The sequence below is a fragment of the Sphingomonas vulcanisoli genome (genome assembly GCF_011761305.1).
GTDB classification, from domain to species: domain Bacteria; phylum Pseudomonadota; class Alphaproteobacteria; order Sphingomonadales; family Sphingomonadaceae; genus Sphingomonas_I; species Sphingomonas_I vulcanisoli.
On sequence record NZ_JAAOZC010000001.1, the window covers coordinates 317508 to 343052 of the forward strand.

The following is a 25545-nucleotide window of genomic DNA, read 5'->3' on the forward strand; positions in this document are numbered from 1 at the left end:
GGCCTCATGTCTCCCGCCACCACCCGTACCGAAGGCCGTCTCTACGAGCGGATCGCAAACGACATCCGCCAGGCGCTCGCCACGGGGCGATACGGGGTCAGCGATCGCCTGCCTTCGGAGCGCGATCTGGCCCAGCAATATAGTGTGTCGCGGCCTACGATCCGCGAAGCGATCATCGCGCTGGAGCTGGATGGGCTGGTCGAGGTCCGCACCAACTCCGGCGTCTATGTCATCGCGCTCCAGCCACACGGCGGCAAGCTTACCGAGACCGATGTCGGGCCGTTCGAGCTGCTGGAAGCGCGCCGCATCTTCGAGGCGGAGATTTGCGGGCTCGCCGCGCAAATGATCGACGACGAACAGGTCGCCCGCCTGCGCGCACTGACCGTCGATATGGAGAGCGGCGATTTGCTTCGCGCTGAAGCCGCCGATCGCGAGTTCCATATCGAGATCGCGCGGATCACGCAGAACAGTGCGATGGAGAAGACTGTCTCGATGCTGTGGGATGCGCGGATGAAGTCGCCGCAATACGCGCTGCTGACCGGCAAGGCGCGCGCCGCCGGTATCGCGCCGCGCGTCTCCGAGCATCGCCGCATCGTCGCCGCGCTCGCCAGCCGCAATGCTGAAACGGCGCGCGAGGCAATGCGCGATCACCTCGGCCGGGTCATCGCACATCTGCTGGAAGCGACTGAGGTCGAGGCGATCGAGCGCGCGCGCGCCGAGGTGGATGCCAAGCGCCGTCGGTTCGGCGCGATCGGCTAGGCGGCTTTGTTGGCGAGATATGCGTCAATCCGTTCGGCGGTGCCCTTGGGTACATGCAGGCCGAGTTTGCTGCGACGATAGAGGATGTCCTCTCCCGTTCGTGCCCATTCGTGGCGGACGAGGTAGTTCACTTCGGCGAGATACAGCCCGCCGCCGAAATCCTCGCCCAGACCTTCAACGCTCCGGGCCTCGCCCAACACCAACGACGTCCGCGTACCATAAGAGCGCGCCAGACGGCGAAGCAGGGGAAACGGCAGGACTGGATATTGGCCGCGCAGGCGCTCCAGAAAGCTGTCAAAATTCCCATCGGCGATGTCGCCGCCGGGCAGCGCCGCGCCAGCGGTCCATCCCGACTTCGACGAGGGGAGGAAAGGCGCCAGCTTTTCCAGCGCATGTTCCGCGAGCTTACGATAGGTAGTGATCTTGCCGCCAAAGATGCTGAGCATCGCGGGGCGTCCTTCGCCGCCCTCGACATCCAGCACATAGTCCCGCGTTACTGCCGAGGCGCTGGCGGCATGATCGTCATAGAGCGGGCGGATGCCCGAGTAGGTCCAGACCACGTCCTCGTCGGTCAGCGCCTTGGCGAAATAGCTGTTGGCAGCGTCCAGCAAGTAGCGGGTCTCTTCCGCCGAGATGATCGGACGTCCGGGCGCTTCCTCCCAGGGCAGATCGGTGGTGCCGATCAGCGTGAATTCGCGCTCATAGGGGATGGCGAAGACCACGCGCTTGTCGGGCATTTGAAGCAGGAAGGCATGGTCGCCAGGATAGAGACGGGACACGACGATGTGGCTACCCTTGACCAACCGGACGCCGCGATCGTTGCGCGCATTGCCGGTCTTGCCCAGCACGTCCGCAACCCAAGGGCCGGCGGCATTGACGAGGATGCGGGCGTGTACCTCGCGTGGGCCGCTCGCGTCCTCGATCGTCGCGTGCCACAGGTTCGCCACGCGATCGGCGGAGAGCAGTCTGGTGCGCGTCAGGATCGTCGCGCCGCGCTCGGCGGCGTCGAGCGCGTTGAGCGCGACCAGGCGGCTGTCCTCCACCCAGCAGTCCGAATAGACGAAGGCGCGGCCCATGTTCGGCTTAAGGCCGTCGCCCTTGCTATCCTTGTCGAGAAGGATGGTGCGCGTCGCGGGGAGTGTCTTGCGGCCGCCGATGTGGTCGTAGAGTAACAGCCCCAGCCGGACCATCCAGGCGGGGCGGGGCGAATTTTTCTGAGGAAGGACGAATTCGAGCGGCCAGATGATGTGCGGCGCGATGGCGAGCAGGCGTTCACGCTCGATCAGCGACTCGCGAACCAGCCGGAATTCGCCATATTCCAGATAGCGCAGGCCGCCATGGATGAGCTTGGTGCTGGCCGAAGAGGTATGGCTGGCGAGATCATCCTGCTCGACGAGCAATACCTTGAGGCCGCGCCCGGCGGCATCGCGGGCAATGCCTGCGCCGTTGATGCCACCGCCGATGATCAGCAGGTCATAGACACTGGTTTCGGGCATAAGCACATTTCCGGAAGGTGAGGCGAAAGTGAGGCCAACGCGGCTCGCTTGACGCAGACCCAAGGACTGGTAGTGAATTGGCCTGACCAATTCAACGATAATATGCCCGGAGGAGAGCAGAGTGACCGCCGCAAAGCACATCCTCGCGATCGATCAGGGCACGACCTCCACGCGCTGCATCGTCTTCGATGGCGCGGGCGCACCCGTCGCCACCGCACAGCGCGAGTTCGAACAGCATTATCCTGCCCCCGGCTGGGTCGAGCATGATCCTGAGGATATCTGGCGCGATACACTGGCCACGGCGCGCGAGGCGATCGCGCAAAGCGGGGTCGGCGCGGCGGGGATCGCCGCGATCGGCATCACCAACCAGCGTGAGACGGTGGTGGTCTGGGACCGCGCGACGGGGGTGCCGATCCACAACGCCATCGTCTGGCAGGATCGCCGCACCGCCGAGACCTGTGCCGCGCTTAAGGCACAGGGCCATGAAGAGATGGTGCGGGCCAAGACCGGGCTGCTGCTCGATCCCTATTTCTCCGGCACCAAGCTCGCGTGGATGCTAGACCATGTCGAGGGCGCACGGGCGCGGGCGGAAAAGGGCGAGCTCGCGTTCGGCACGATCGATTGCTTCCTGTTGTGGCGGCTGACCGGCGGCAAGGTTCACGCCACCGACGCGACCAATGCCAGCCGCACCCTGCTGTTCGATATCCATGCACAGCGCTGGGACGAGGAGCTTTGCGCGCTGATCGGCGTGCCGATGGCGCTGCTGCCGGAGGTGCATGATAACAGCCATCACTTCGGCGACACCGCGCCCGATCTCCTCGGCGCGGCGATTCCGATCGCGGGGATGGCCGGCGATCAGCAGGCGGCGCTGTTCGGCCAGGCCTGTTTCGAGCCGGGGATGGCCAAATCCACCTATGGCACGGGCTGCTTCATGCTGCTCAATACCGGCGAAGAGGCGGTCAGGTCCGAGAACCGGCTGCTGACCACGTCGGCCTATCGGCTCGATGGCCGCACGACCTATGCGCTCGAGGGATCGATCTTCGTGGCGGGGGCGGCGATCAAGTGGCTGCGCGACGGCATCGGCGTGATCGCGCGGGCGAGCGAGACCGACAGCCTCGCCACGCGCGTGCCCGATAGCCACGGCGTCTATATGGTGCCGGCCTTCGTCGGCCTCGGCGCGCCGCACTGGGATCCCGATGCGCGCGGCGCGATCTTCGGGCTCACGCTGGGCGCGACCGCCGCGCATCTGGCGCGCGCCGCGCTGGAGGCGGTCGTCTATCAGACGCGCGACTTGTTGACGGCGATGGTAGAGGATGGTGGCGCGAAGCCGACTGTGATGCGCGTGGATGGCGGCATGGCGGCGAACGACTGGCTCTGCCAGTTCCTCGCCGATCTGCTCGAGGTTGAGGTCGAGCGGCCCGCGCATCTGGAAATCACCGCGCTGGGGGCGGCGTTTCTGGCAGGCCTTTGCGTGGGTGCGTGGAAGGATCTCGATGCGCTGGCGGCGACGCGCGCGGCTGGGCGACGGTTCAAGCCTGGGATGGATGCCGATTTGCGGCGGCAGCTGATCGCGGGTTGGGAAGATGCTTTGTCGCGGACATTGCGGCATCCGTAACGCAATCCCCCTCCCTGGAAGGGAAGGGTTAGGGGTGGGTTGATCAGAGGCGGGCGGCATCAAGGGGAGGCGACCCACCCCCAGCCCCTCCCTTTCAGGGAGGGGGGCTAGCGGTCACTTCGCCTTCGCAGCCTTCGCCAGATAATAATCCGACAGCACATAGAAGGCCATCTTCCGCACACCTGTCTCAGAAATCAGGCCCTTCCGGTTCCAGCCCATCTGGAAATCGGGGTTCTGGCGGCGGGGGGAGCGGAAGTCCTTGAGGATCCAGGGCGACATACCGCGCAGCGTCGGCATTTTCGCCGCCATCGCCAGCGTCGCACGATAATAATCCGCCTGATAATCCTCGGAGAATTTCTGCGGCTTGTGAAATCCCGCCAGCGCATCCGCGCCGAATTCGGAGAAGACGATCGGCTTGTTGTTGGGCACGTTCCATGTCGTGGCCGGCAGATCGCTCAGGCGATCGGCGGTGTACCAGCCATTATAGGTGTTGAGCGCCAGCACATCGACCGAATCCGCCAGCGGATCGGCCAGTGTCATCACCGGCGCGCCGGGGCCCTTGCCATGGTCCACGAGCAGCGCCGCGCTCACCAGCCGCGTATCGTCCAGCTTCCGGACATCGGCGATCAGCGTGCGCAGGAAGCTGTTGCGCGCATCGCTGACCGGGGTTTCGTTTGCGACGCTCCAGATCGCGATCGATGCGCGGTTGCGATCCCGCAGGATATTCTCGGCGAGCATATTGCGCGCGGTGGCCAGCGTGCCGGGATTGTCCCAGGCGATCATCCAATAAACCGGAACCTCGCTCCAGACGAGCAGGCCGAGTTCATCGGCGGTGCGCGTCATCAGCTCATTGTGCGGATAATGTGCGAGGCGGACGTAATTGCCGTGCAGCCCGTCCTTCACCTCGCTCAGCAATGCGCGTGCCGATGCCGGCGTGATCGCGCGGGTCGGCTCGGCGCCGATCTCTTCCTCGTGCAGCGAGATGCCGCGCAAGAAGATCGGCTTGCCGTTGAGCAGGATGTCGGTGCCACGCACTTCGATGGTGCGGAAACCGACCCGGTCCTTCCAATGATCCTCGCCGGCATCGACCACCACATCATAGAGCCTGGGGTTTTCGGGCGACCAGCGGACGAGCTTTGCCGGAGCGGGGCGGAGCGCATGCCAATCGCCCTTGGCATCCGTGGTGCCAGGAAGATCGACACCGAGCGCAGCGATCTTCAGGCGCAGCGGATGATTGACGGCGTCCGCGCCGTTGAGATGGACGTCCACTGCTAGCTTGCCGTCTCGCGTCAGGCGCACCCAGGCATCGTCCACGAAGGTGTCGGGCGTCTCAACGAGGCGCACGGGCCGGGTGATGCCGCCGTAATTCTCCCAATCGGTCACAGGAGGCGGCACGCTTGTGGGGGTGGCAACGGAGTCGACACCAATGGTGATCTGATTGTCACCGTCACGCAGCAGCTTGGTCACTTCGAACGAGAAGGGCGTGAAACCGCCCTCGTGCCGGCCGACCGGTTTGCCATTCAGATAGACGTAGCTCGCGTAGTTGGCGGCGCCGAGGCGAAGGAAGATGCGGCCTTTGCGGGTGGCCGGCGCATCGAAGTGGCGCTGATACCAGACGAGCCCCTGATAATGGCGCATCTGTGGCGCCTCGGTCAGCCAGGACGATGGCAGCACGGCGATCGGTGCATGATCGAGATTGAACTCGTAAAGTGTGCGATTGTCACTGGCCATCGCCTTGGCGACATCGATATCGATGAAGCGGCGCTGCCCGGGATCGGGGGTTTCCCCGTGAAATCCTGCCAGCCCCGCGCGATACGGATCGATCGAATAATGCCAGGGTCCGGACAGGTCGAAACCCTGCCGCATGTCCGCGGAGACAAGTGCGGGCTCGGTCTGCACCGTCGCCAAGGGCAGCGAGGAGATGACGGTCGAGGGCGGCTCGACCGCCGCCATCGCCGGGCTCGCGACGAGAGCGATCAGGGTTGCAAAGCCGGGGCCGACCATCCGCATAAACATCTCCTGCTGTGCCGCTCAGTTTGCCGGCTTGGATTCGAACATAAGCCCCCCGATCCGGCTCGGCTGGAAGCCCTTCCAGATGGTGGAGGCAGGCGCGCCGGGGCTGAAGCCCGCGTAGCGGCCGGTCGGCGCGTCGGCCCATTTGCCGTCACGCGCGTCTGGGACCAAGCCGTCGATATAGGTGGCTTTGTCGGCCTCGCCCTTAACGTAGCGATCAAGGAAGGCGGTAATGAAATGCGCCTGGATGGGCAGCAGTCTGTCCTTGCGCCAGACCGGATCCTCGAACCAATCCTCGTTCCAGAAGGTGGCCCGCATTTCCGGGGGCGCGCCAATCAGGGCGATACTGTGCCCCGCCTCCTGGAAGGTCAGCAGATAGCGTGGGGCATGCACTTCTTCGTCAAACAGCGAGCGGACCCCGGGATCATAGCCAACGACATGATCCTGACTGCCGACGATGAACAATGTCGGCGTATGGATCGTGCCGACGCCCGGTTCGGCCCACATATTGATGCCGCGCACCAGCTTGGGCGGCGAGATCGCCACCACCGCCTTGAGATCGGCGATCCGGATATCGCCCTGCTTCGCGCCGTCTTTGACATAAGGTGCCAGCGTACCCCGGGTCATGGACGCGAGCGCCGGATCGAGTGGTGCGCCGGCTGCGGTGAGCACGCCATAACCGCCCATCGAATAGCCGATCAGAGCCGTGTGCGTGGGATCCGCGCTGGCGAACGGAGCCTGCCCGGTGCGGGCACGGCGCTGCGCCTCGGCCGCCAGGAAGACGATGTCGAGCGGGCGGCGCGTCACCGGGCCGGACATCGCCTGGACCGTGCGGATGCTGATCGGCGGATCGCGGAAAGCGGGCGCCACGACGACATAGCCCTTGGTCGCCAGATTCTCACCCAGCCATGACAAAGCCTCCGGCACATTGCCGTAGCCATGGGCCAGGATGATGAGCGGGAATGAGCCCTTGGCGGCGGGTGCCGCGGGCGTGGCAATCCCGGGAACGGTGAAGGGAATCTCGGCCCCCGTCTCGCCGGTCATCGAACTATGGTAGGTGGTGCCGGGCCCAGGGTTGGCTGCCGGATACCAGACCTTCGTCGTCAAATGGCGATCGGAGACCTCAGGCTTGTCCGTGCCATAGGCCGGATTGGCCTGGCCCGGCTGTACGAACTCGACATCGGCCACGCCGATCGGAAAAGGCCCCAGCGCCGCCAGCTGCGGAGAGTCCACAGCCGGCCTCGCCGGGGCTTCCTGCGCCGTTACCGCGACCGGGTGAGCCGTGGCCAATGCGATAAAGGCCGTGAGGACGCGGACGGCGTGACGGGGCACTGCGCAGCTCCTCGAGGAGAGGGGAAGGGGCGGGGCCGTGTGCCCCGCCACAGGATCAGAAGTTAAAAGCGAGGCGGACGCCGCCGTAGCGATGGAAGTCCCGCGGCAGCACCGCTTGCGTCGCGATCTGGTTGCCGAAATTGCCGGCGGTGTTCACCAGCGATCCGTAATATTGCTTATCAAGCAGATTGTTGACGAAGCCGATCACTTCCCAACGGCGATCCGCGGCGCGGACACCGATGCCGACGTTGACGATGCTGTATGCCGGCTGGATCGTTTCGGGATCGCGCGGCGTGAAGAACAGGCTGCTTTGATACTGCCAATCGACTTGCACCACGCCCTTCAGCGTATCGGTCAGCGATGGCGCATAATCGGCACCAACCTGGAATTTCCATTTCGGCGCCTGCACGGCCCGCGTGCCGGTCAAATTCTGGAAGGTGGGCGAGGCGGTGGTGACGCAGCCTGTCGCCGCGGTCTGCAACGGATAGCATTGTGCGACGGGATAAGAGCTATATTTGGCATCGAGATAGGTGACCGATCCGCGCAGATTCACATCCTGACCAATCCGTGCGCTGGTCTCGACCTCGACGCCCTTGGTTGTCAGACCGCCGACGTTGGTGAGGCGAAAGTTGGAGGTGCCGTCAGCCAGTGTCTCGATCGTCTGCGCCTGCAGATCGGTATAGTGCGTGCTGAACAGGGTCACATTGGCCGTCAGGCGATGATCGGTTGACTGCCAGCGAACGCCGACCTCCTTGTCGCGCGATTTCTCAGGCCGGATCGGGCCGGCAGCGGCCCGATTGGCGTTGAAGCCGGTCGTGAGATCGTAGGTCTGGCCCTTATACCCGGTCGCATAGGTGCCGAACGCCATCAGATTGTCCGTGATCTGATACCGCAGGCTGACCTTCCAGGTCGGCGCCGTCTTCTGGGCACCGCCGCTGAAAAACGAGCGCGCGGGCGCCACCGCCAGATTATCCTGGTACGTATAATCAACCTTCTCGTTCTGCACGCGGACGCCGCCGGTCAGCGTCAACTTGGGCAGGAAGGTCCAGTCGACCTGCGCAAAGCCGGCGATTTGCCGGGATTCGATCGTGGCATACCAGTTCGCCGCCGAGAAAGCGGGCCCCCGCACGAACGGCCGCGCGAAGTTCACATCGGCATAATAAGCGCCGATGGTGTAGCGGAACGGCTTTTCGGCGGGCGACTGCAGGCGCACTTCCTGCGTGACCATATGCTCCTTGAATTCGCCGACCTGGTTGTTGTTGCCGAGCGCTCCCGAATAAGACGTGTCGTCCTGATCGAGATAATCGGTCTGGTGGAAGTGATCGTATGAGGTGATCGAGGTCAGCGTCATATCGCCGAGGCCGAGCTCACCGCGCAGATAACCGCCATAGCCCTGATATTTGGTGCGCGAATTGAAGTTGTTGCTGACGTCGGTGTTGTCCGGGCTGACGACGACTCCCGGCATCACGACCGCCTCGGTCAGGCCCGCGGTGTTGCGGAGCAGCGCGGTCGGCGACATGTGCGTGAAGGGCCGGCCGACGGTGGTGTTGCCATTGAGATAATTGCCCGACAGCGTGATCTTGAGGTTGGCATCCGGCGTCCAGCGGATCTTGCCGCGGAAGTTGCCTGCCTCGTGGCCGTTAACGCGCTTGCCGTTGAACAGGTTTTTGACGTTGCCGTCCCAGTTCGAATAGCTGCCCGATACGACATAGCCGAGATCTTCGCCCATCGGACCGGACAGGCTGACGTTGCCGCCATATTCGCGATCGCTGGTCGCCAGCGCATTGGCCTTCGCGTGGAATGTCGAGGTCGGATCCTGTGTGATGATGTTTATGAGACCGGCCGAAGCGGATTTGCCGTAAAGGGTGCTCTGGGGCCCGCGCAGCACTTCGATGCGCTGCACGTCGGGCAGATCGGTGAAAGCCCGCGCCGCAAAAGCGAGCGGCACTTCGTCGACCAGCACGGCTACCGAAGATTCGACGCCGATACCGAATGCGAAAGTGCCGACGCCGCGCAGCGATACGTTGGAATTGACCGGCTGCTCGGCGGTGCGGATCACCAGCGAGGGAGAGACGCGGCCGAGATCGCTGAACTGGGTGACGCCTGCCGCTTTCAGCTGCGTCGGCGCCAGAACGGAAACCGCGAGCGGCACGTTTTGAACGTTTTCCGCGCGCTTGTTCGCGGTGACGACGATCGTACCCAAGTCCGCGCTGTCCGTTACGGCCGGGCCAACGTTGGCTGGCGCCTGCGAAGACGGGGTGGTCGTGTCGTTGCTGGGGGTCGTCTGAGCCGATACGGCCGTCGCGGCAAGCGCGGCTGCCAGCGCGAATGCGGACGATCCGATACGAATGGAATTAAGCGCCATGGCTGCCCTCTCCTGATATCTCGCCTGCTGCTTCTGGCAGGCCTGTGGTATGACCGCGTTACGATGTGGTCAGGCCAAATGCAATCCTGCGATGAAATCTGCTCACTGCTGTGGTCTTCAGGACACGATGCGAAGCTGGCGAAGGAGAGGATGCTTGCTTTGGCTTGACCAAAATTGCGCAAATTGGCAGACCAGATCGGCCGGCGCGCGATCGGCACCACGTAGGAGAGCGCGATGACGGCAACCGATGAGCAAAAGCCTGCGCACGTCGGGCGGCGCGGCAAGATCCGCTGGATCGTCTGCGGCTTTCTCTTCTTCGCGGTCGTGCTCAGCTATGTCGATCGCCTCGTCCTGCCCGTGCTCAAGCCCGATCTTCAGGCGCGCTATGGCTGGAGCGAGTCGGGCTATGCCGATCTCGCGATCTGGTTTCAGGCGGTCTACGGGCTTTCCTATGTAGCGTTCGGGCGGCTGGTCGATCGCGTCGGCGCACGCACCGGCTATGCGATTGCAGTCGTCCTCTGGACGATCGGGCATGTCGCGCACATCGCCTTCACCTCCACGCGCGGCCTTTTGATCGCGCGCATTCCGCTGGCGATGGGTGAAGGCGGCGCTTTCCCCGCTGCGCTCGCCGCCACCAACGAATGGTTTCCGGCGCGTGAGCGCGCGCTGGCGATCGGCATCTTCAACGCGGGTTCGAACGTGGGCGCGATCGTCACGCCGCTGATCGTGCCGTTCATCGCGGTTTCGTTCGGCTGGCGCATGGCGTTCATCGCCACGGGGTTGCTGACCGTGGTGTGGCTGACCGGCTGGCTCGCTTTTTATCGGTCGCCGCGCCAGCAGCCCCTGGTCAGCAAGGCGGAACTGGCGTGGATCGGATCGGAGCCGGCCGACGCCGTGAAACCCCCGCGCGTGCCGCTGGCCCGGCTGCTGCGCCTGCGCCAGACCTGGGCCTACATCCTCGGCCGCTTCATGATCGATCCGGTGTGGTGGACCTTCCTCTTCTGGCTGCCCGACTTCTTCAGCCGCCGCTACCATCTCAAGATGACCGAGTTCGGCCCGCCACTGGTCGCCATATATCTATGCGCGGATGTCGGATCGGTCGCAGGCGGATGGTTTTCGTCGCACCTGATCGGCCGGGGCCGGGCGCTGGGGCGAGCGCGCAAGACGGCGATGTTCGTAGCGGCGCTGTGCGCGGTGCCGATCGCATTCGCCGCGTCCGCGCCGGGCATCTGGACGGCGGTCGCGCTGATCGGTCTGGCCTGCGCGGGCCATCAGGCCTTTTCCGCCAACCTTTATGCTTTGCCGGGCGATCTCTTCCCACGACACATGGTGGGCTCGGTGGTCGGTTTGGGCGGGCTGGGCGGCGCGCTCGGCGGGATGCTGATGGCGAAATTCGCGGGCGCCATTCTTGAAAAGCTCGGCAGCTACCAGCCGATCTTTGTTGCCGCCGCCTTCGCCTATCTGACGGCGCTCGGCATCATCCAGCTCATTCTGCCGGGGTATTCGTCGGCGCACGGGAAAAACAACACCGGCAATGGCATTAAGAGCTAAGCGAGCCTTCAGGGTGCCGAAGACCTGTGCCGCAACCATGTGCGGACACTGAGGCGAAGAAGGTGTCGGCTAGCGCTGAAACGTGCCCGCTTTTACCAGATCGCCGGGCGATGCTGAGTTGCCGGCCCAAACGGTAAACCGGCCCTTCGGAATGACCCACGCCTTGATGGCGGCGTTCCAGACGCTGAGCGGGTGGTTGCTGCCGGCAGGGTCGATCGTGATTTCGACCGCCTTCGAGGCCCCCGGCGCCAGGTCAATATGTTGGAACCCGATCAGGCGCTTGGGCGGCTGCGGCGCGCCCAATGCGTCCGCGCTGGGCGGCAGAGAAAGATAAACCTGCATCACCTGCCTTCCGGCGTTCTGGCTGCTGTTCTTCACGGTCGCCGATACGCGATATCCGCCCGATTTGGCTTCGGGCGACAGCCTGGGCTTTGTCGCGGTGAAGCGGGAATAGGACAGACCGTGGCCAAACGGAAAGGCTACGCAGGGATTGGAGGCTGCCGTCACGGCGCAGGAACCGCTCACATTCGCGTCATACCACCGATAGCCGATGGCAAGCTTTTCGCTGTATATCACTGTCTGCTTGGAGCCGCTGGGCACTCCGGGATATTGCTGCGCGGTAACGGCATCGAGGAATGTTTTGCCCGCGATCGGAAAGGTCACCGGTAGGCGGCCGGAGGGGTTGACCTTGCCTAGCAAAAGATCGGCGGTGATATTGCCATCCTCCTGCCCCGGGAACCAGACCTCGAGGATTGCGGGGCCTTGGGCGCCCACCAATGCAGGATCCATCGCGATGCTGGCATTGTCCTTAAGGACCAGCACGGTCTTCTGCGCCATCTTCGCTGCTGTGGTGGAGTTGGCGGAAAGGATCGCCTTGATCATCGCGGTGGTGCCGCTGAGCTTGGCCTGATTGTCGGCCGGATTAACGGTCGCAATTTTGCTGGGCTTGGCCACATACCAATCGAGCGACATGCCGGCGGAGGCCAAGGCGGCGAGCTTCTGGCCATCGGCCGTTGCAAAGGTGGCGCGGTCTGCGCCCTCTTCGCTGTTGGTGCCGGCCATGATGACGATCGAGTCCGCTTTGGCGATGATCACCAGGGCCTGATCGAAGGGTACGGATTTTCCGTCGATCGTCGCGGTGGCGTTGTCGTCGTCAACCAGCACCAGCTTTACCGTGGCGCTTTCGGGAAGGCCGCCGCGCAGGCCCTCGATCGGGCTGACGGCATAATGCGGCACCACGTCCGAGCTGCCGCCGCCCGCGCCGATCCATTTGCCCAAGATCGAGCCGCCGGTGATCGCTTGCTGGGCGTAAGGCTGCGATGCCTTGCCGACGAGGACGATGGTTTTGGCCGTTGCCGCAATCGGCAGAGCGCCGTTGTTCTGGAGCAGGACGGCGCCGCTGGCGCCGATTTCGCGCGCAATTTTGCCATTCGTGACGAAATCGATCGGCGTCTGCACCAGCGGGCGATCGAAAATGCCGGCCTTGAACATCTGCGTGTAGCGGCGCTCCAGCGCGGTATCGATCTCGGTCTGCGTGATCGTTCCGGCCTTCAGCGCGGCGCGGATTTTCACGGGCGTCCAGTGAAGCGGTGTCGGCATTTCATGATCGGTGCCGGCGGCAAGCGAGGCCTCGGTCGTCTTCATCGCGAAGAAGTCGCTCTGGACGTAGCCGGAGAACTTCCAGTCGTCGCGCAGCACCTGCGTCAGCATCGGCTTGTTGTCGCACGCCTGCAGGCCGTTGAGGAAGTTATATGAGCACATGATCGCTGCGACGTGACCGTCTTTCACGCTCATCTCGAAAGGGATGAGATAGAGTTCGCGGAGCGTCTGCTCGTCAACCGTCTCCTGGATGGTCATCCGGTTGGTTTCCTGCTCGTTGGCGACGAAATGCTTCGCCATGCCGATCAGGCCCTTTGACTGGACAGCCTTTATCTCTGCCACCGCCATCGTGCCGGCGAGATAGGGATCCTCGCCATAATATTCGAAATTGCGGCCGCCGATCGGCAGGCGAGCGAGGTTCATGCCCGGCGCCTCAAAAACGTGCAGCGCGAGGTTGTTCATCTCCCTGGCGATGACGCCTCCGAACGCCGCGGCAACGCGCGGATCGAAGGAGGCCGCAACCGCCATAGCCGAGGGGAGGGCGGTCGCCTGGGCGGAGGTCGGATCGGTATAGGGGCGCCAAACCGGTTCCTTGCCGCCGTCCATCGCCGCCTTAACGCTTGTTGAGATGCAATCATTCTGGCCGACGCCCACCGGCCCGTTCGTGATGCGGAAGGTGGGAATGGCGAGAGCCTTGATCCCGCTGACGTGACGCGCGCCATAGCAAGCGGGCAGTTCCGGGAGAATCTCGGGCGTGCTGCCGGTGAGCTGCTGCAGCTTCTGGTCTAGGGTCATTTTCGCGATGAGCTGCCGCGCGCGGGAGCGTGCGATGCTCTCTTTTGCCTGATCGCTGGATGGCGCGCCTTGCTTGGCAACGATGGCTTTCGCCATCCACGGCAAGGCCGCGGCCGACGTCAAAGGAGCCGAGAAAACGCTGGAAATTAGCGCGCATGCCAATGAAGGACAGGCAGCGAATTTTCGCATTACCATCGCAAGACCTCTCCGTGATGCGTGCTAGTCCACGCTGCACGTCAAATGGCACGGCTCATCCGGCCTGACCACAAAATTTTAGAATATTAGAGAAAATCGCTTAATTACCGCATCTTGGTCGGAGTATTCTGGTAAGGCCAGATTAGCGCAGTCTATCGGTGGTGATCTGCCCGGGCGAGCCGTGGCGCTTGAGCGCCTTCTTCATGAAGGCAAGGGCGGCCTTCCCGTCCCCGGTTTTGGTGACGTAGCTCTCGAGTATCTCACCCTCGTGATCGACGGCGCGCCAGAGATAATGGTCTGACAACGCCCCCCTCTGGCGATAGCAGTGACGCGGCCATTCACTCGGCCCAAAAACGCTCGCGCGTCGTGCTTCCGATCCCTGGGTTGAGCTGATTGCACGGGTCGAGACCACGATAGAATCCCGCGAGATCGGGTTTTGCCCGGTAAAGGTGCCCGACGTTATGTTCGGCCGGATATTCGGCACCCCGCTCATCGAGCATCTTCCACATCATATGTTCCAGCGCCAACGCATCCGTGCCCTTCCTCACGATATAATCCTGATGAAAGACCTGGCAGAAGAAGTGGCCATAGTAGAGGCTATGGATCACTGGGCTTGCGATATGATCGGGTAAGACTTCCACCCAGTCGCGCGTGTTGCGTGGCAACGCGATATCGAGCGCGACGATGTCTTCCACCTCATCCCGATGGATGGCCCGATAGCGAACCGCGGCGCCTGCGGTAACAAAGCGGTGGAGAAACGCACTGTTGGCTTCGTCGGGCGTGCATTCGAAGAACGCGCTATCGGGATGGCCGAATTGCTGCGCCAGAACGGATCGCGTTTTCACCGCCTCGGTGAACGGCATCTTCACAATCAAATGATGTTCGAAGCGATCGCGAAACTCTCTCATCCTTGGCGGGAGATGGTCGGGGAGCAATCGGCCAAAGCGTTGCATCAACCGATCACTCAGGTTCGGCCCAAGGAAACCGAAACGGTCCGCCCAGCCATCGATGCGCGCCTTAGCGGCGAAGAGCGTTGGAAGGCGGGACGTTCCGAGGCGCTTTATCGCAGCGAACATATCCTTGCCGTAGACGTCGGCGATATCGAAGGCGGTGCGGTGCATATACTCACCCGCGACCGGCAGCTCATCGAACGCGCTCAAAATGGTCCGCCTCAGATCGGTGAACTTGGCCGGGTCATCGGTTCCGAGATAGAAGGTTACGTCGCCTTCGGACTTTGGGAAGGTATCGAGGCGCACGGCGAAGACGATCAGCTTCCCGGCGCTGCCTGCCGTTTCGTAGAGGCAGCGCTCATCGGCGTTGAACCTTGCCGGTTGGTCGCTGTCGATCTGCCGGACATGCTGGGCATAGGATCGGTCATGAGCCAGCCGATCGGTGCAGTCCTGAACGTCTTCCGGCGCGAACGAGCCAGCCTCGAGCCGATCCAGTACGTGCTCGGGATCGTCACCGAGCTCGACGCCGAGGTGATTGACCAGACGGAGTTGACGATCCTGGCCGATGCTGCCGAACAGCCCGAGCTGGGTGTAGGCCGGCCCGCGTTGCACCAGCGATCCTCCCGAATTGTTGCACACCCCGCCGATGACGGACGCTCCCAAGCAGGAGGATCCGATCACCGAATGCGGTTCCCGACCGATAGGTACGAGAACTGCCTCTAGTTCGTGCAGGGTCGCTCCGGGAAGGCATATGACCTGTGAACCTCCGCGGACTAAATGGATGCCCTTCAGCCGGCTGGTACTGATGACAACCACGCCTCCGGGATAATCGTCGCCCGCCGGCGTCGAACCGCCGGTAAGGCCGGTGTTGGATGCCTGCATGATAATGGTGACGTCGGCGGAAACGCAGGCCTGAGCCACTCTCCAAAGTTGCGTGAGGCTGCCGGGCCGTACCACAGCGATCGCGCTGCCCGTGCCGGTTCGATAGCCGGTCCGGAACCGGGCAGTCTCCCGAGCGCCAGTGAGGACATGCCGCGGGCCGACAATCTCTCGGAAGGCATGGTGAAGGGGATGATCGATGCGCATCGTGAGTTCCTACCCTAAGGGCAGATCGCCGACCGCGATCCGGCCTATCGGCCACCGCCGCTTCGACTTAGCAGTTGCCGAGCGTTGGTCGAAGGTGCTTAACCGCCACCTTCCTTCCCGCGGAATTGGGATTTCATGACCTTCTATCTCGGTGTGGATGCGGGCGGCAGCAACTGCCGTTGCCGGATCACCAAGCCTGATGGAACCGTGATCGGTACGGGGGCCGGCGGCCAGGCCAATGCCCGGATCGGGCTCGACAGGCTTTATGCGGAACTCGTTCTGGTCACGGATCAGGCGATTGGCGAGGCCGGACTTTCCGAAGCGCAGGTGACGCAAATCCACGCGGGCATAGGGCTTGCGGGCATTTCGCGGCCGGGGATACGCGAAGGTCTGGGCGGTTTCGCCTTTCCGTTCGCTTCGGTGGCCTATGAGAGCGACGCATATATTGCCAACCTGGGCGCCAATGGGGGCGGCGAGGGCGCTATCCTGATCATCGGGACGGGCAGCATCGGCCATATCCGGCTGGCCAGCGGCACATTCACTATCGGCGGTTACGGGTTTCCCATATCGGACGAGGGAAGTGGCGCGGCGCTGGGCCTGAGCGCGATGCGCCATGCTTTGAGGGCACTCGACGGCCGGACGCGCAAGACGCCCCTTAGCACCGCCGTCACGGAGCGGTTCGATCATGACACCGCACGGGCCATCGCCTGGATGGCCGAGGCCAGCCCGCGCGACTACGGAATCTTCGCGCCATTGGTCATGGACTATGCTGAGGCTGACGATGAGATCGCCCGATCTATCGTCGAGGATGCGGCGCTCCACATCGAACGCTTCATCGAGACGATTTTCGCCCGAGGGGCGCCCCGCTGCGTGCTGGTTGGGGGGCTGGCGCCGAGGATGAAGCCATGGTTGCGTTCGCGAACGGTGGAAAGGCTGAGTGAACCGCTCGGCGATCCGCTCGACGGCGCCCTTGCGCTGGCCCGTGAGACATCGCTCTCCGGCTGATCGCGGCCCCGCCGGCGACGCTCGGCCATTTCTCATTCGCCGTTGTCGTCGCGGTCTCCGGCGATCCACGTCCGCGTTACACGCCGTTGCGCGTCGAGGTGGACCAGGTCGGCAGACAGTCCGGGCGCGATCGATCCCCGCTCGTTATCGAGTCTGAGAAATGTCGCCGGATTGCCGCTCGCCATCCGTGATGCTTCGCAGATCGTGCAGCCGAGCATATCCATGGCGTTGCGGAACGCCTGCGCCATGCTCAGCGCCGAGCCGGCGAGCGTGCCATCCGGCCCTCGGCATGTACCATCGACTATTTGTATCGGCTGACCCATGAGAGTGAAGGAATTCTTCACGCCTCCCACGGGAGGCATTGCGTCGGTGACGAGCATCGCTCCTTCCATCCCGCGGGCGTTGATCGCGATCCGCAACGTCGCCGGATGAACGTGCAGCCCGTCCACGATCAGGCCGAAGTGACTGCCGCGATCAATCAAGGCCGCGCCAACCATCCCCGGCTCGCGACTACCGAGCTGCGTCATCGCGTTGAACAAATGCGTGAATCCGCATAGTCCGTCCGCGAGCGCTGCCCGGGTCTGTTCGAAGTCAGCCAAGCTGTGGCCGGCGGCAACCAACACATCCGCCGCGCGCAGCTGAGCGATCGCTCCCGCCGGAGCGAGCTCGGGCGCCAGCGTGACCAACCGGACACCCTTGGTAGGGCGTGTGAGACGGGCCAGCACCTCACCATCGATCGGGGCGAACCGGACATCGTCGTGGATCCCTTTCTTGGCGGGATTCAGATGCGGCCCCTCGATATGAAGACCAAGAACGCCGGAAATCCCATCCGCCAGGGACTGCTCGATCGCAGCGATCGCCCGATCGATCACCGGTACATGGTCGCTGATGAGCGTCGGCAGCAGGCCGGTCGTTCCGAAACGCCGATGCGCCTCGGCGATCTTGCGGATACCCTCCACCGTCGGCGCGTCGTTCAAAAGCACATCACCGCCGCCATTGACCTGAACATCGATGAAGCCGGGCGCCAGCCAGCCGCCGCCCATGTCGATTGTCGGCCAATCGGCCGATAACGAGGATGCGGGTGTCCAGCCCACAATCCGGCCATTCTCGATCAGCAGGGCTTGCCCTTCGGCAAGGCCATTGGGAAGGACGAGCGTGGCGCCGGTGATCGCCTCGCGGCTCATAGCGTTTTGGTGACCTTGGCCAGATGAGGCGGGCTATCCGGATTCCGGCCTCTCGCGAGCGACAGGGCGTTCGCCAGCGCATAGAAGCTTTGGATGGCTCCAATCGCCTGGACGATGGGATGCCGTGACGACTCCATTGGAAGCACGATGGACGCCGCACCGATGTCCCCGGCGGCTCCGGCGGCGATGACCGTAGCGCCGCGCGCGGCAAAGTCCTCCAGCCGCTCCTTCAGGCCCTCAGACGAGACATCGGCGGGGCCGAAGACCAGCACCGGATCGCCGTTCTTCACCAGGGTCATTGGGCCGTGAGCAACCTCCGCGACACTGAACGCTTCCGCGTACAGGCCTGCCGTCTCCTTGAGCTTGAGCGCGGCTTCGCCCGCGATCGGCAGCGTCGGTCCGCGTCCAAGGACGAGCAGATCATTGGCATCGCGAAGGTGGGGGAGGGCGTTGCTCCAGTCCTGCGCGCCGGCGGCGCGGAGCGCCGGCGCGATCGTCGGTAGCGCCTGTCTTAGTCCATCATCCTCGCTCCATTCTGCTACGAGATGGGTCAGCGCTACGAGGGTGGCGACGAAGCTTTTGGTGGCGGCAACGCTGGATTCCCGCCCCGCCCGGACCGGGATGGTAATGTCGCCAAGCGCGGCGAGAGGGGATTCTTCATCGTTGACGATCACGACGACCAGCGCCCCCATGCGTTTCGCGTCCTCGGCGGCTGCGATCAGATCGGGACTTCGGCCAGACTGAGAGATAGCGATCAGCGGCACGTCCCGGAAGGATGCCGATGTCCGGCGGTATAGGGAGCCAATCGAAGGCGAATGGCTCAGCGTCGGGACACCGGCATAAACTTCCAGAAGATGCTTGGCGAAGGCCGCCGCCTGATCGGAGCTGCCGCGGGCCAGAGTGGCGGCGAACGGCGGCGCGAGCTTCCGCAGCCTCTGGCCGGCTTCGCGCACCAGATCCGCGTTACTCCGCAACTGAGCCTCACAGATCTCCGGCGCTTCCAACGCCTCGGACAGCATCAACGTGGAAACAGTGGACATGGTGGTCTTGATACCAGCAGCCAAATAACATGCAATGGTATCATAGTGGTTGTTATGGAGAGCGGCGTAGCGCATGGGAGCCCCAGGCTTTTCCGGAGCGTGTCATGTTGACGGTCAATGTCGCTGCATCCGATTACCTTGGGGGGGTGAATGAGGATGTTGTCGGTTATTCCGCTAATGCCGCCTGGGTCATAGATGGTGCCACAGGCATCGGTCCGGCACTGCTCGATGCTCCTAGTGACGCGGCGTGGCTTGCGCACGCCATCGACGGCCACTTCCGCCGCCTATTGGACGAAGATCCCGCTATGCCCACCCGTGCGCTCGTCCGTCAGGCGATCCTGTTCTGTCGCACGGCGCTCGATGCCCAGGCGCTCCGCCCTGCCGAGGGACCGCACGAGCATCCTTCTGCCGCCTTTGCCATGCTGCGCCGGTTCGACGATCATATCGAGCTAAGTGGACTGGCCGATTGCCGTATCGTCTACGAAGATGATGCCACCGCCACCCACATTTTCAGCGACCGGTCTCTCGACGTCGTTGAGGCGCGCACCCTTTCACTCGTGCGGGAAATCGTCCGCAGCGAGCCGGATTTGGATGCCGAGAGCCTTTTTCAGAGATTGCTTCCCCAACTCCGCGAGAACCGTGGCCTGATGAACAGGGAAGGCGGCTATTGGGTGCTTGGAACGGAGCCCGCAGCCGCGGATCACCTGGCGTGTAAGATCCTTCCCTATCGGCCGGGACAGCGCTTCGCCCTTGCAAGTGATGGATTTCTACGCCTCGTTGAAATGTTCGGCCTTGCCGGCCCGAGTGACCTGCTGGCGATCGACAGCGAGGAGGGCTGGAGCCATTGGCGGGATCGGTTGCGAGACGCTGAGCGTGAGCCCGGCTCATGTCGCCGCTATCATCGCGTGAAGGTGCATGACGACGCGAGCTTCCTGAACATCGAGATTTGAAAGGCAGCGGATGCGGATACTGGGATATATGAGCGGAACGTCGCTCGATGGCGTCGATGCTGCGATCCTGGAAACGGATGGTGTTAGCATCGCGAGTTTCGGTGCTGCCATCCTCGTCCCCTTTGAGGCCGAAAAGCGCCAAACGTTGATCGACGCGACGGAAGATGCCCTCCGCTGGGATGGTGTCGGCCCGAGACCCGCGTCCTTCGCGGCAGCGGAACATGTGGTGCTGGATACGCACCTGCGTGCGGCGCGGATGGCCATGTCCGAAGACGGAGGTCGGATCGATCTGGTCGGCTTTCACGGGCAGACCGTTTTGCATCGTCCGGAGCGACGCCTGACCGTGCAACTGGGTGACGCAGGGGCTTTGGCCACCGAGCTTGGCGTACCGGTCGTGGCCGATTTGCGCCAAGCCGATCTCGCAGCGGGCGGGCAGGGGGCGCCTCTGGTGCCGATCTATCATCAGGCACTTGCCGATCGGATCGGTATGAGGCGGCCGGCCGCGTTCCTGAACATCGGCGGCGTCGCCAACCTGTCCTGGTTTGGGATGGACGGCGAGATTGTCGCCTTCGATACCGGCCCGGGTAACGGCATGATAGATCTGTTGCTTCAGAGCCGTGGAGCTGGCCGCTATGATGAAGATGGCAGGCTGGCGGCCGCTGGTCGGGTCGACCAGGCGGTACTGGACCAACTTCTCGCCGCTCCATTCTTCGATCGAACCGGCCCGAAATCACTGGATCGTTATGACTTTTCGCTCGCGACGGTCGATGCCCTCTCGATCGAGAATGCTGCCGCCACGCTGACCGCTTTCACGGTCGAAGCGGTTAGGATCGCGGCAACGTCGCTTCCATCGCCTCCGACCGAGTGGATTATCTGCGGTGGCGGGCGGCATAATCCGACGCTGATGCGGCACTTCGGTGCTCGGGTCGGGCCATGGCGTTCAGCCGACGACTGCGGCTTCAGAGGCGATTTCGTGGAGGCCGAGGCTATGGCCTATCTTGCGGCGCGTTCCACGAAGGGCATGCCGCTCACCTTCCCGGGCACAACGGGCGTGCCTTACCCCACCACGGGCGGTCGGACCTACCTGCCCAATACGCTCAGCTAACGAAGAGATTGCTACTTTACAGGCGCATGACACTTATGTTCTATTGGTATTAGAGACGTATTGCCGCCGAGTCACGAGCGGGTGTCAAAAAGGGGAAATTGAAGATGAAGCTGGGATACCTTCGTCAGGCCAGTGTGCTGGCATTGGCCGCTACCGTGCTGGTTCACGCACCCGCCATCGCCGCTCCGCAAAACGCCGCCTCCCCCACGCCGACCAGCGCCGATCAACCGCCCGCCAGCGGCCCGGCCGAGGCTGCCGGCGGCGAAATTGTCGTCACCGGCTCTCGCATCCCCCGCACAAGCCTGACCTCGACCAGTCCCGTCGCCTCGACCACCGCGCAGGATATCAAGCTGCAATCGGCGCTTACCGTCGAGGACTTCTCGACTAAGCTGCCGCAGCTGGCCGGCGGCGTTCGGCAGGCGTCGCAAGGTAGCGACGCTTTCGGTGCGCAGGTGCTGGACCTGCGCAACTTCGGCCAGAGCCGCTCGCTGGTCCTGCTCGACGGTACGCGCGCGGTGCCCTTCAGCTTCCGCAACTCGGTGGACGTCAACGCGCTCCCGGCCTCGCTTATCAAGCGCGTCGATGTGCTGACCGGCGGCGCCGCGGCGGTATATGGCGCTGACGCCGTTGCCGGTGTGGTGAACTTCATTCTCAACGACGATTTCAAGGGCGTTCAGGCCTCGGCATCGAGCCGCTTCGCTGAGCATGGCGGCAAGGAATATGGCGGCTCCGTCATGTTCGGCACCGGCCTGGGTGACCGTGGCCATGTCGTTGTCGCAATGGATTATACGCAGCGTGAACTGACCCGCTCCGGCACCCGCGACTGGGCGATCACGCCGAACTCCACGATCCCCAGCATCGGCGGCGTCTTCACCGATGTCGCCAGCGGACGGAAGTTTGGTTTCACGGACAGTGGCCAGTTCACGACGACGCCGGCGGCGACGTCAAACATCAGTGCCACCTATCCGCTGATCGAGCCGCTCAAGCGGATCAACGCGGCGGCGCTGTTCAACTATGAGATCACTCCGACGGTCGAGGTCTATGGCCGCGCGCTTTACACCAACGCCCGCACCCAGGAATCCGGGACCCCCGGCCCGAACCCGCCGACGATCAGCCAGACGGTGGGGATCAATGCCACCAACCCGTTCCTCACCAGCGACATCCGCAACCAGCTGACGTTTGTGAACGGCGTAGCGCAGGTCAACGTCTCGCGCTCGCTCGCCGAACTCGGACTTATCACCTACCATACCGAGCGGAACACGTTCCAAGGGCAGCTCGGGCTACGAGGCCCGATCACCGGCAACATCAAGTGGAACGTCTACGGGCAGTACGGCCGCTCCACCGAGAATTCGCCGATCACTGGCGACGGCCTTGTGACCAACGCGGCAGGCGTGAACAATTTCGCCCTGAACGCCAATACGGCGAATATCTTCGGCCCGAATTCTTCGAGCCTGGCGACCGCGCTCGGCACGACGATCAATGGGTTCGACCGCAAGCGCGATCAGCTCGTGACCTCGGCAAACCTCAGCGGCACGCTCGCCGACCTGTTCAGCCTTCCCGCCGGGCCGATCGGCTTTGCGGTGGGCGCTGAATATCGTCGCGAGACTGCGGCGATCGTGCAGGACTCCGCCCTCCTCACCGGCAACACCTTCCGGGAGGGCGTCCAGGCAGCTTACACTGGCGAATTCGATGTGAAGGAGCTGTACGGCGAGTTGCTGGTGCCGGTGCTTCACGATGTGCCGCTCATCAAGAAGCTCGATCTGGGCGGCGCGTACCGCTATTCCGACTATAACCTGTTTGGCACGCACGGCACCTGGAAGGCCGAGGTGAACTGGCAGGTCGACAGCAACATCCGGCTGCGCGGCACCTATCAGCGCGTTCTTCGCGCGCCGAACTTCGGCGAGTTCGCGGCCACCACCTCCTCGCTGCCCTTCAACAATCTCATCACGGTCGCCCGGCTCACGCCGCGCTACGCCGGCGATCCGTGCGTCATCGGGACCGGCAATGCCGCCCAGTGCGCGCGTTTGGGTGCCCCTGCGGTAGGCTCGGCCAACTCGCTGGCGCCGAGCTATCTGGAGGGCAATTATTATTATGGCGGCAACCCGGACATCAAACCCGAAGTCGGCACTACAAAAACTGCCGGCGTTGTCTTCACCCCGACCTTCGCGCCGCGCCTGACGCTGACCGTCGACTGGTATGAACTCAATCTCAAGGGCGCGGTCGGCGTGATCCAGCCCGTGGCTGCGATCACCAGCTGCTACATCACCAATCCGACGGCCTCGAACCCGCTCTGCGCACTCGTCACGCGCGATCCGGCGAACGGGCATTTCCTCGATGCCTACGTCAACAACCAGAACCTGGGCCGGATCGTGCAGCGCGGTATCGACATCGCGGCCAGCTATACGATCAAGACCGATTGGCTTCCGGGCTCCGGCGTCCGCTTGTCTTACCAGGGCAACATCGTCACCAGCTACACTATTCAGGCCAACCCGACCGTTACCGCGATCCAGTGCAAAGGAACGTTCGGCGCGACCTGTTCGAGCGACGGCACCACGCTGGTGCAGCCCGACTACCGGCATAATGCCTCCGTTTCCTGGCTGTTCGGTCGTGGGATCGTGCAGGTGAACTGGAACCGGATCGGCAAGGTCAAGAACAGCGCGGCCGGCGCCACCGACACGATCGCTGCGCAGAACACGTTCGACCTGTCCGCCTCTTATCAGCTCAACCGTGTCCTGACGCTGAGCGGTGGCATCTACAACTTCACCGACAAGGATCCGCCGTTCGTGGCCAGCGGCGGCGTGTTCAACACCTTCCCCGACACGTACGACGTGACCGGGCGCACCTATGGCATTTCGCTGACGGCGCGTTTCTAACGCGCATCGCCCATGAACTGTTCGGGCTCGCCCGAGCAGTTCATGGGATTGCCGAACGGACGAATGAATTTGGCCTTCACATTTCTCGACTGGGTCGTGATCGCCGCGTACGTGCTGGTGCTGTTCGCGGGCGGCTGGCTGTTCATGCCACGCCAGACGGAATCCACCCGGGATTACTTCCTGGCGGGCAATACCGTTCCGGCGTGGCTGGCGGCGGTTTCCGTCTTGTCCGCCACCCAATCCGCCGCGACCTTCCTCGGTGGCCCGGACTACGGCTACAACGGCGATTATTCCTATCTGAGCACGAGCATCGGCTCGCTCCTCGGCGCGGTGATCGTCGCCAAGGTGTTGATCCCGCGCTTTTATCGTTCCGGGCTGACGACGGCCTATGAATTGCTGACGCAGCGCTACAGCGTGCGCGCGACGCGCTGGGCGGGTGGCATGTTTCTGGGCGGGCGCGTCCTGGCCGGTGGCGCCCGGGTCTATCTCGCCGCGATCGCGGTCTCGATGGTGACGACCGGCGCCGTCGGCCCCGGCAGCATCGTGATGGCGGCAGCCGCGCTCATGATCGCCAGCTTTCTCTTCACGTTCGTCGGCGGGCTCAAGTCAGTGCTCTGGAACGATCTCGTTCAATTCGTGATCTATCTCGGCGCGGCGATGGCCGTGTTGATCTTCCTGCGGCATTCGATCCCTGCCTCGAATGCGCAACTCATCGAGGGCCTCGCGCACGCGCCGGGAGGCGTGAACAAGCTCAGGCTGTTTGATTTTTCGATGGACCTGTCGAAGCCGTTCTCGATGCTGGCGGTCGTTACCGGCGTGACGCTGCTCTATGTCGGCAACTTCGGGCTGGATCAGGATACGACGCAGCGTCTGCTGGCTTGCCCTGATGCGCGGACCGGATCCCGGGGACTTTATCTGTCCGTGCTGGCGGCGGTCCCCGTGGTGGCGGTGTTCATCACGATCGGCCTGCTGCTCTATGTCTTTTACGATCGACCGGATCTGATGGGCGGCAGCACCGCCGCCACCGCCAAGGAGTTCGCTGGCGAGAGAGTGAGCGTCTTCATGCACTATATCCTCACGCAGGTGCCATCCGGGCTGCGCGGGCTGGTGACGATCGGCGTCGTCGCCGCCGCGGTCGCGACCACCAATTCGGCGCTCAACGCAATGTCGTCCGTTGCCGTGCAGGATTTCTATCGTCCCTGGCGCGAGCAGCGTGGCGGCTCGTCCGAGGATCACTATGTTCGCGCCGGCCGCATCGGTATGGGGCTGGTCGGGCTCGCCATGTTCGGAACCGCCATACTGTCATATTATTGGCAGCATCATAGCCGCATGGGTCTGCTCGAGTTTGCGCTGCAGGTGATGGTCTTCTCTTATGCCGGCCTGCTGGGTGTCTACCTGACCGCGATCTTCACCCGGCGGGGTTCGACGAATTCAGTGATCGCTGGCTTGTTGGGCGGTTTCTTCGTGATCCTGCTGCTTCAGCCCGGCATCGCTCGCGTCATCGGTCTGCCACCCACCTTGGCGACACTCGCATTCCCGTTTCAGCTTTGCATCGGCACGCTCGCCACATTTCTGATTTCGGCCGCTCCGGCGGATCGGAAAGCCGCCGATATGTCTTTCGCGTAAGCGTTT

17 protein-coding genes and 1 pseudogene are annotated in these 25545 nt (G+C 63.5%); 9 read left to right on the top strand and 9 right to left on the bottom strand.

Features of this window, described 5'->3' with window-relative positions; translation table 11 throughout:
* Positions 1-6: 6 nt before the first annotated feature.
* Positions 7-759, top strand: a complete 753-nt coding sequence (locus tag FHS31_RS01525; RefSeq protein WP_167071327.1) for a FadR/GntR family transcriptional regulator — start codon at positions 7-9, stop codon at positions 757-759.
* On the opposite strand, the gene FHS31_RS01530 is transcribed toward FHS31_RS01525, so the two are convergent.
* Positions 756-2255: a glycerol-3-phosphate dehydrogenase gene (locus FHS31_RS01530; RefSeq protein ID WP_167071329.1), complete on the bottom strand. Its 1500-nt coding sequence runs from the start codon at positions 2253-2255 to the stop codon at positions 756-758. The genes FHS31_RS01525 and FHS31_RS01530 overlap by 4 nt on opposite strands.
* Positions 2256-2376: 121 nt before the next feature.
* Between FHS31_RS01530 and glpK the strand changes: the two genes are divergently transcribed.
* Entirely contained in the window at positions 2377-3870 is a 1494-nt protein-coding gene (glpK, locus tag FHS31_RS01535) for a glycerol kinase GlpK (protein WP_167071331.1), read from the top strand.
* 114 nt (positions 3871-3984) lie between these two features.
* Here glpK and FHS31_RS01540 read toward each other — a convergent pair whose 3' ends face one another.
* Genes FHS31_RS01540 through FHS31_RS01550 form a run of 3 tightly spaced genes read right to left on the bottom strand, consistent with a single transcriptional unit; the run spans position 3985 to position 9580 of the window.
* Positions 3985-5880 carry a glycoside hydrolase family 2 protein gene (locus FHS31_RS01540; RefSeq protein ID WP_243843198.1) on the bottom strand — a complete coding sequence of 632 codons (1896 nt, stop codon included), beginning with the start codon at positions 5878-5880 and terminating at the stop codon, positions 3985-3987.
* A gap of 21 nt (positions 5881-5901) precedes the next feature.
* Positions 5902-7215 (bottom strand): alpha/beta hydrolase family protein, encoded by a 1314-nt coding sequence (locus FHS31_RS01545; RefSeq protein ID WP_341786259.1) that lies wholly within the window; start codon positions 7213-7215, stop codon positions 5902-5904.
* 55 nt (positions 7216-7270) lie between these two features.
* A complete protein-coding gene (locus FHS31_RS01550) occupies positions 7271-9580 on the bottom strand; it encodes a TonB-dependent receptor (RefSeq protein WP_167071335.1) in 2310 nt (769 codons plus the stop codon).
* 234 nt (positions 9581-9814) lie between these two features.
* Here FHS31_RS01550 and FHS31_RS01555 point away from each other — a divergent pair, with 234 nt between their 5' ends.
* Positions 9815-11131 carry an MFS transporter gene (locus FHS31_RS01555; RefSeq protein WP_167071337.1) on the top strand — a complete coding sequence of 439 codons (1317 nt, stop codon included), beginning with the start codon at positions 9815-9817 and terminating at the stop codon, positions 11129-11131.
* A gap of 69 nt (positions 11132-11200) precedes the next feature.
* On the opposite strand, the gene FHS31_RS01560 is transcribed toward FHS31_RS01555, so the two are convergent.
* Positions 11201-13525, bottom strand: coding sequence for a beta-glucosidase family protein (locus FHS31_RS01560; protein WP_167071339.1), 2325 nt, complete (start codon positions 13523-13525; stop codon positions 11201-11203).
* Between the two features lie 82 nt (positions 13526-13607).
* Here FHS31_RS01560 and FHS31_RS01565 point away from each other — a divergent pair, with 82 nt between their 5' ends.
* Positions 13608-13748, top strand: coding sequence for a hypothetical protein (locus FHS31_RS01565; protein ID WP_167071341.1), 141 nt, complete (start codon positions 13608-13610; stop codon positions 13746-13748).
* Positions 13749-13865: 117 nt separating this feature from the next.
* Here FHS31_RS01565 and FHS31_RS01570 read toward each other — a convergent pair.
* Both FHS31_RS01570 and dld read right to left on the bottom strand, forming a co-directional pair.
* Positions 13866-14015: pseudogene (locus FHS31_RS01570) on the bottom strand (DDE-type integrase/transposase/recombinase); the annotation flags it as partial.
* A gap of 43 nt (positions 14016-14058) precedes the next feature.
* Entirely contained in the window at positions 14059-15756 is a 1698-nt protein-coding gene (gene dld, locus FHS31_RS01575; protein ID WP_167071342.1) for a D-lactate dehydrogenase, read from the bottom strand.
* A 135-nt stretch (positions 15757-15891) separates the two neighbouring features.
* Between dld and FHS31_RS01580 the strand changes: the two genes are divergently transcribed.
* A complete protein-coding gene (locus FHS31_RS01580) occupies positions 15892-16761 on the top strand; it encodes a glucosamine kinase nucleotide-binding domain-containing protein (RefSeq protein WP_167071344.1) in 870 nt (289 codons plus the stop codon).
* Between the two features lie 32 nt (positions 16762-16793).
* Here the strand turns inward: FHS31_RS01580 and nagA are convergent, their stop codons facing one another.
* Together nagA and FHS31_RS01590 are read right to left on the bottom strand one after the other, a co-directional pair.
* Positions 16794-17945 (bottom strand): N-acetylglucosamine-6-phosphate deacetylase, encoded by a 1152-nt coding sequence (gene nagA, locus FHS31_RS01585; RefSeq protein WP_167071346.1) that lies wholly within the window; start codon positions 17943-17945, stop codon positions 16794-16796.
* Positions 17942-19060 (bottom strand): SIS domain-containing protein, encoded by a 1119-nt coding sequence (locus FHS31_RS01590; protein ID WP_243843200.1) that lies wholly within the window; start codon positions 19058-19060, stop codon positions 17942-17944. Before FHS31_RS01590 ends, nagA begins: the two co-directional genes overlap by 4 nt.
* A gap of 29 nt (positions 19061-19089) precedes the next feature.
* Between FHS31_RS01590 and FHS31_RS01595 the strand changes: the two genes are divergently transcribed.
* The 4 genes from FHS31_RS01595 (at position 19090) to FHS31_RS01610 (ending at position 25539) form a co-directional block, all read left to right on the top strand.
* On the top strand, positions 19090-19935 hold the full coding sequence (locus FHS31_RS01595) for a protein phosphatase 2C domain-containing protein (protein WP_167071348.1): 846 nt from the start codon (positions 19090-19092) through the stop codon (positions 19933-19935).
* A gap of 10 nt (positions 19936-19945) precedes the next feature.
* The gene (locus tag FHS31_RS01600; protein ID WP_167071350.1) at positions 19946-21040 is read left to right on the top strand and encodes an anhydro-N-acetylmuramic acid kinase; all 1095 of its coding nucleotides are present in this window, start codon (positions 19946-19948) and stop codon (positions 21038-21040) included.
* A 104-nt stretch (positions 21041-21144) separates the two neighbouring features.
* Positions 21145-23913, top strand: a complete 2769-nt coding sequence (locus FHS31_RS01605) for a TonB-dependent receptor domain-containing protein (protein ID WP_167071352.1) — start codon at positions 21145-21147, stop codon at positions 23911-23913.
* A gap of 63 nt (positions 23914-23976) precedes the next feature.
* Positions 23977-25539 (top strand): sodium:solute symporter, encoded by a 1563-nt coding sequence (locus FHS31_RS01610; RefSeq protein WP_167071354.1) that lies wholly within the window; start codon positions 23977-23979, stop codon positions 25537-25539.
* Positions 25540-25545 lie beyond the last annotated feature (6 nt).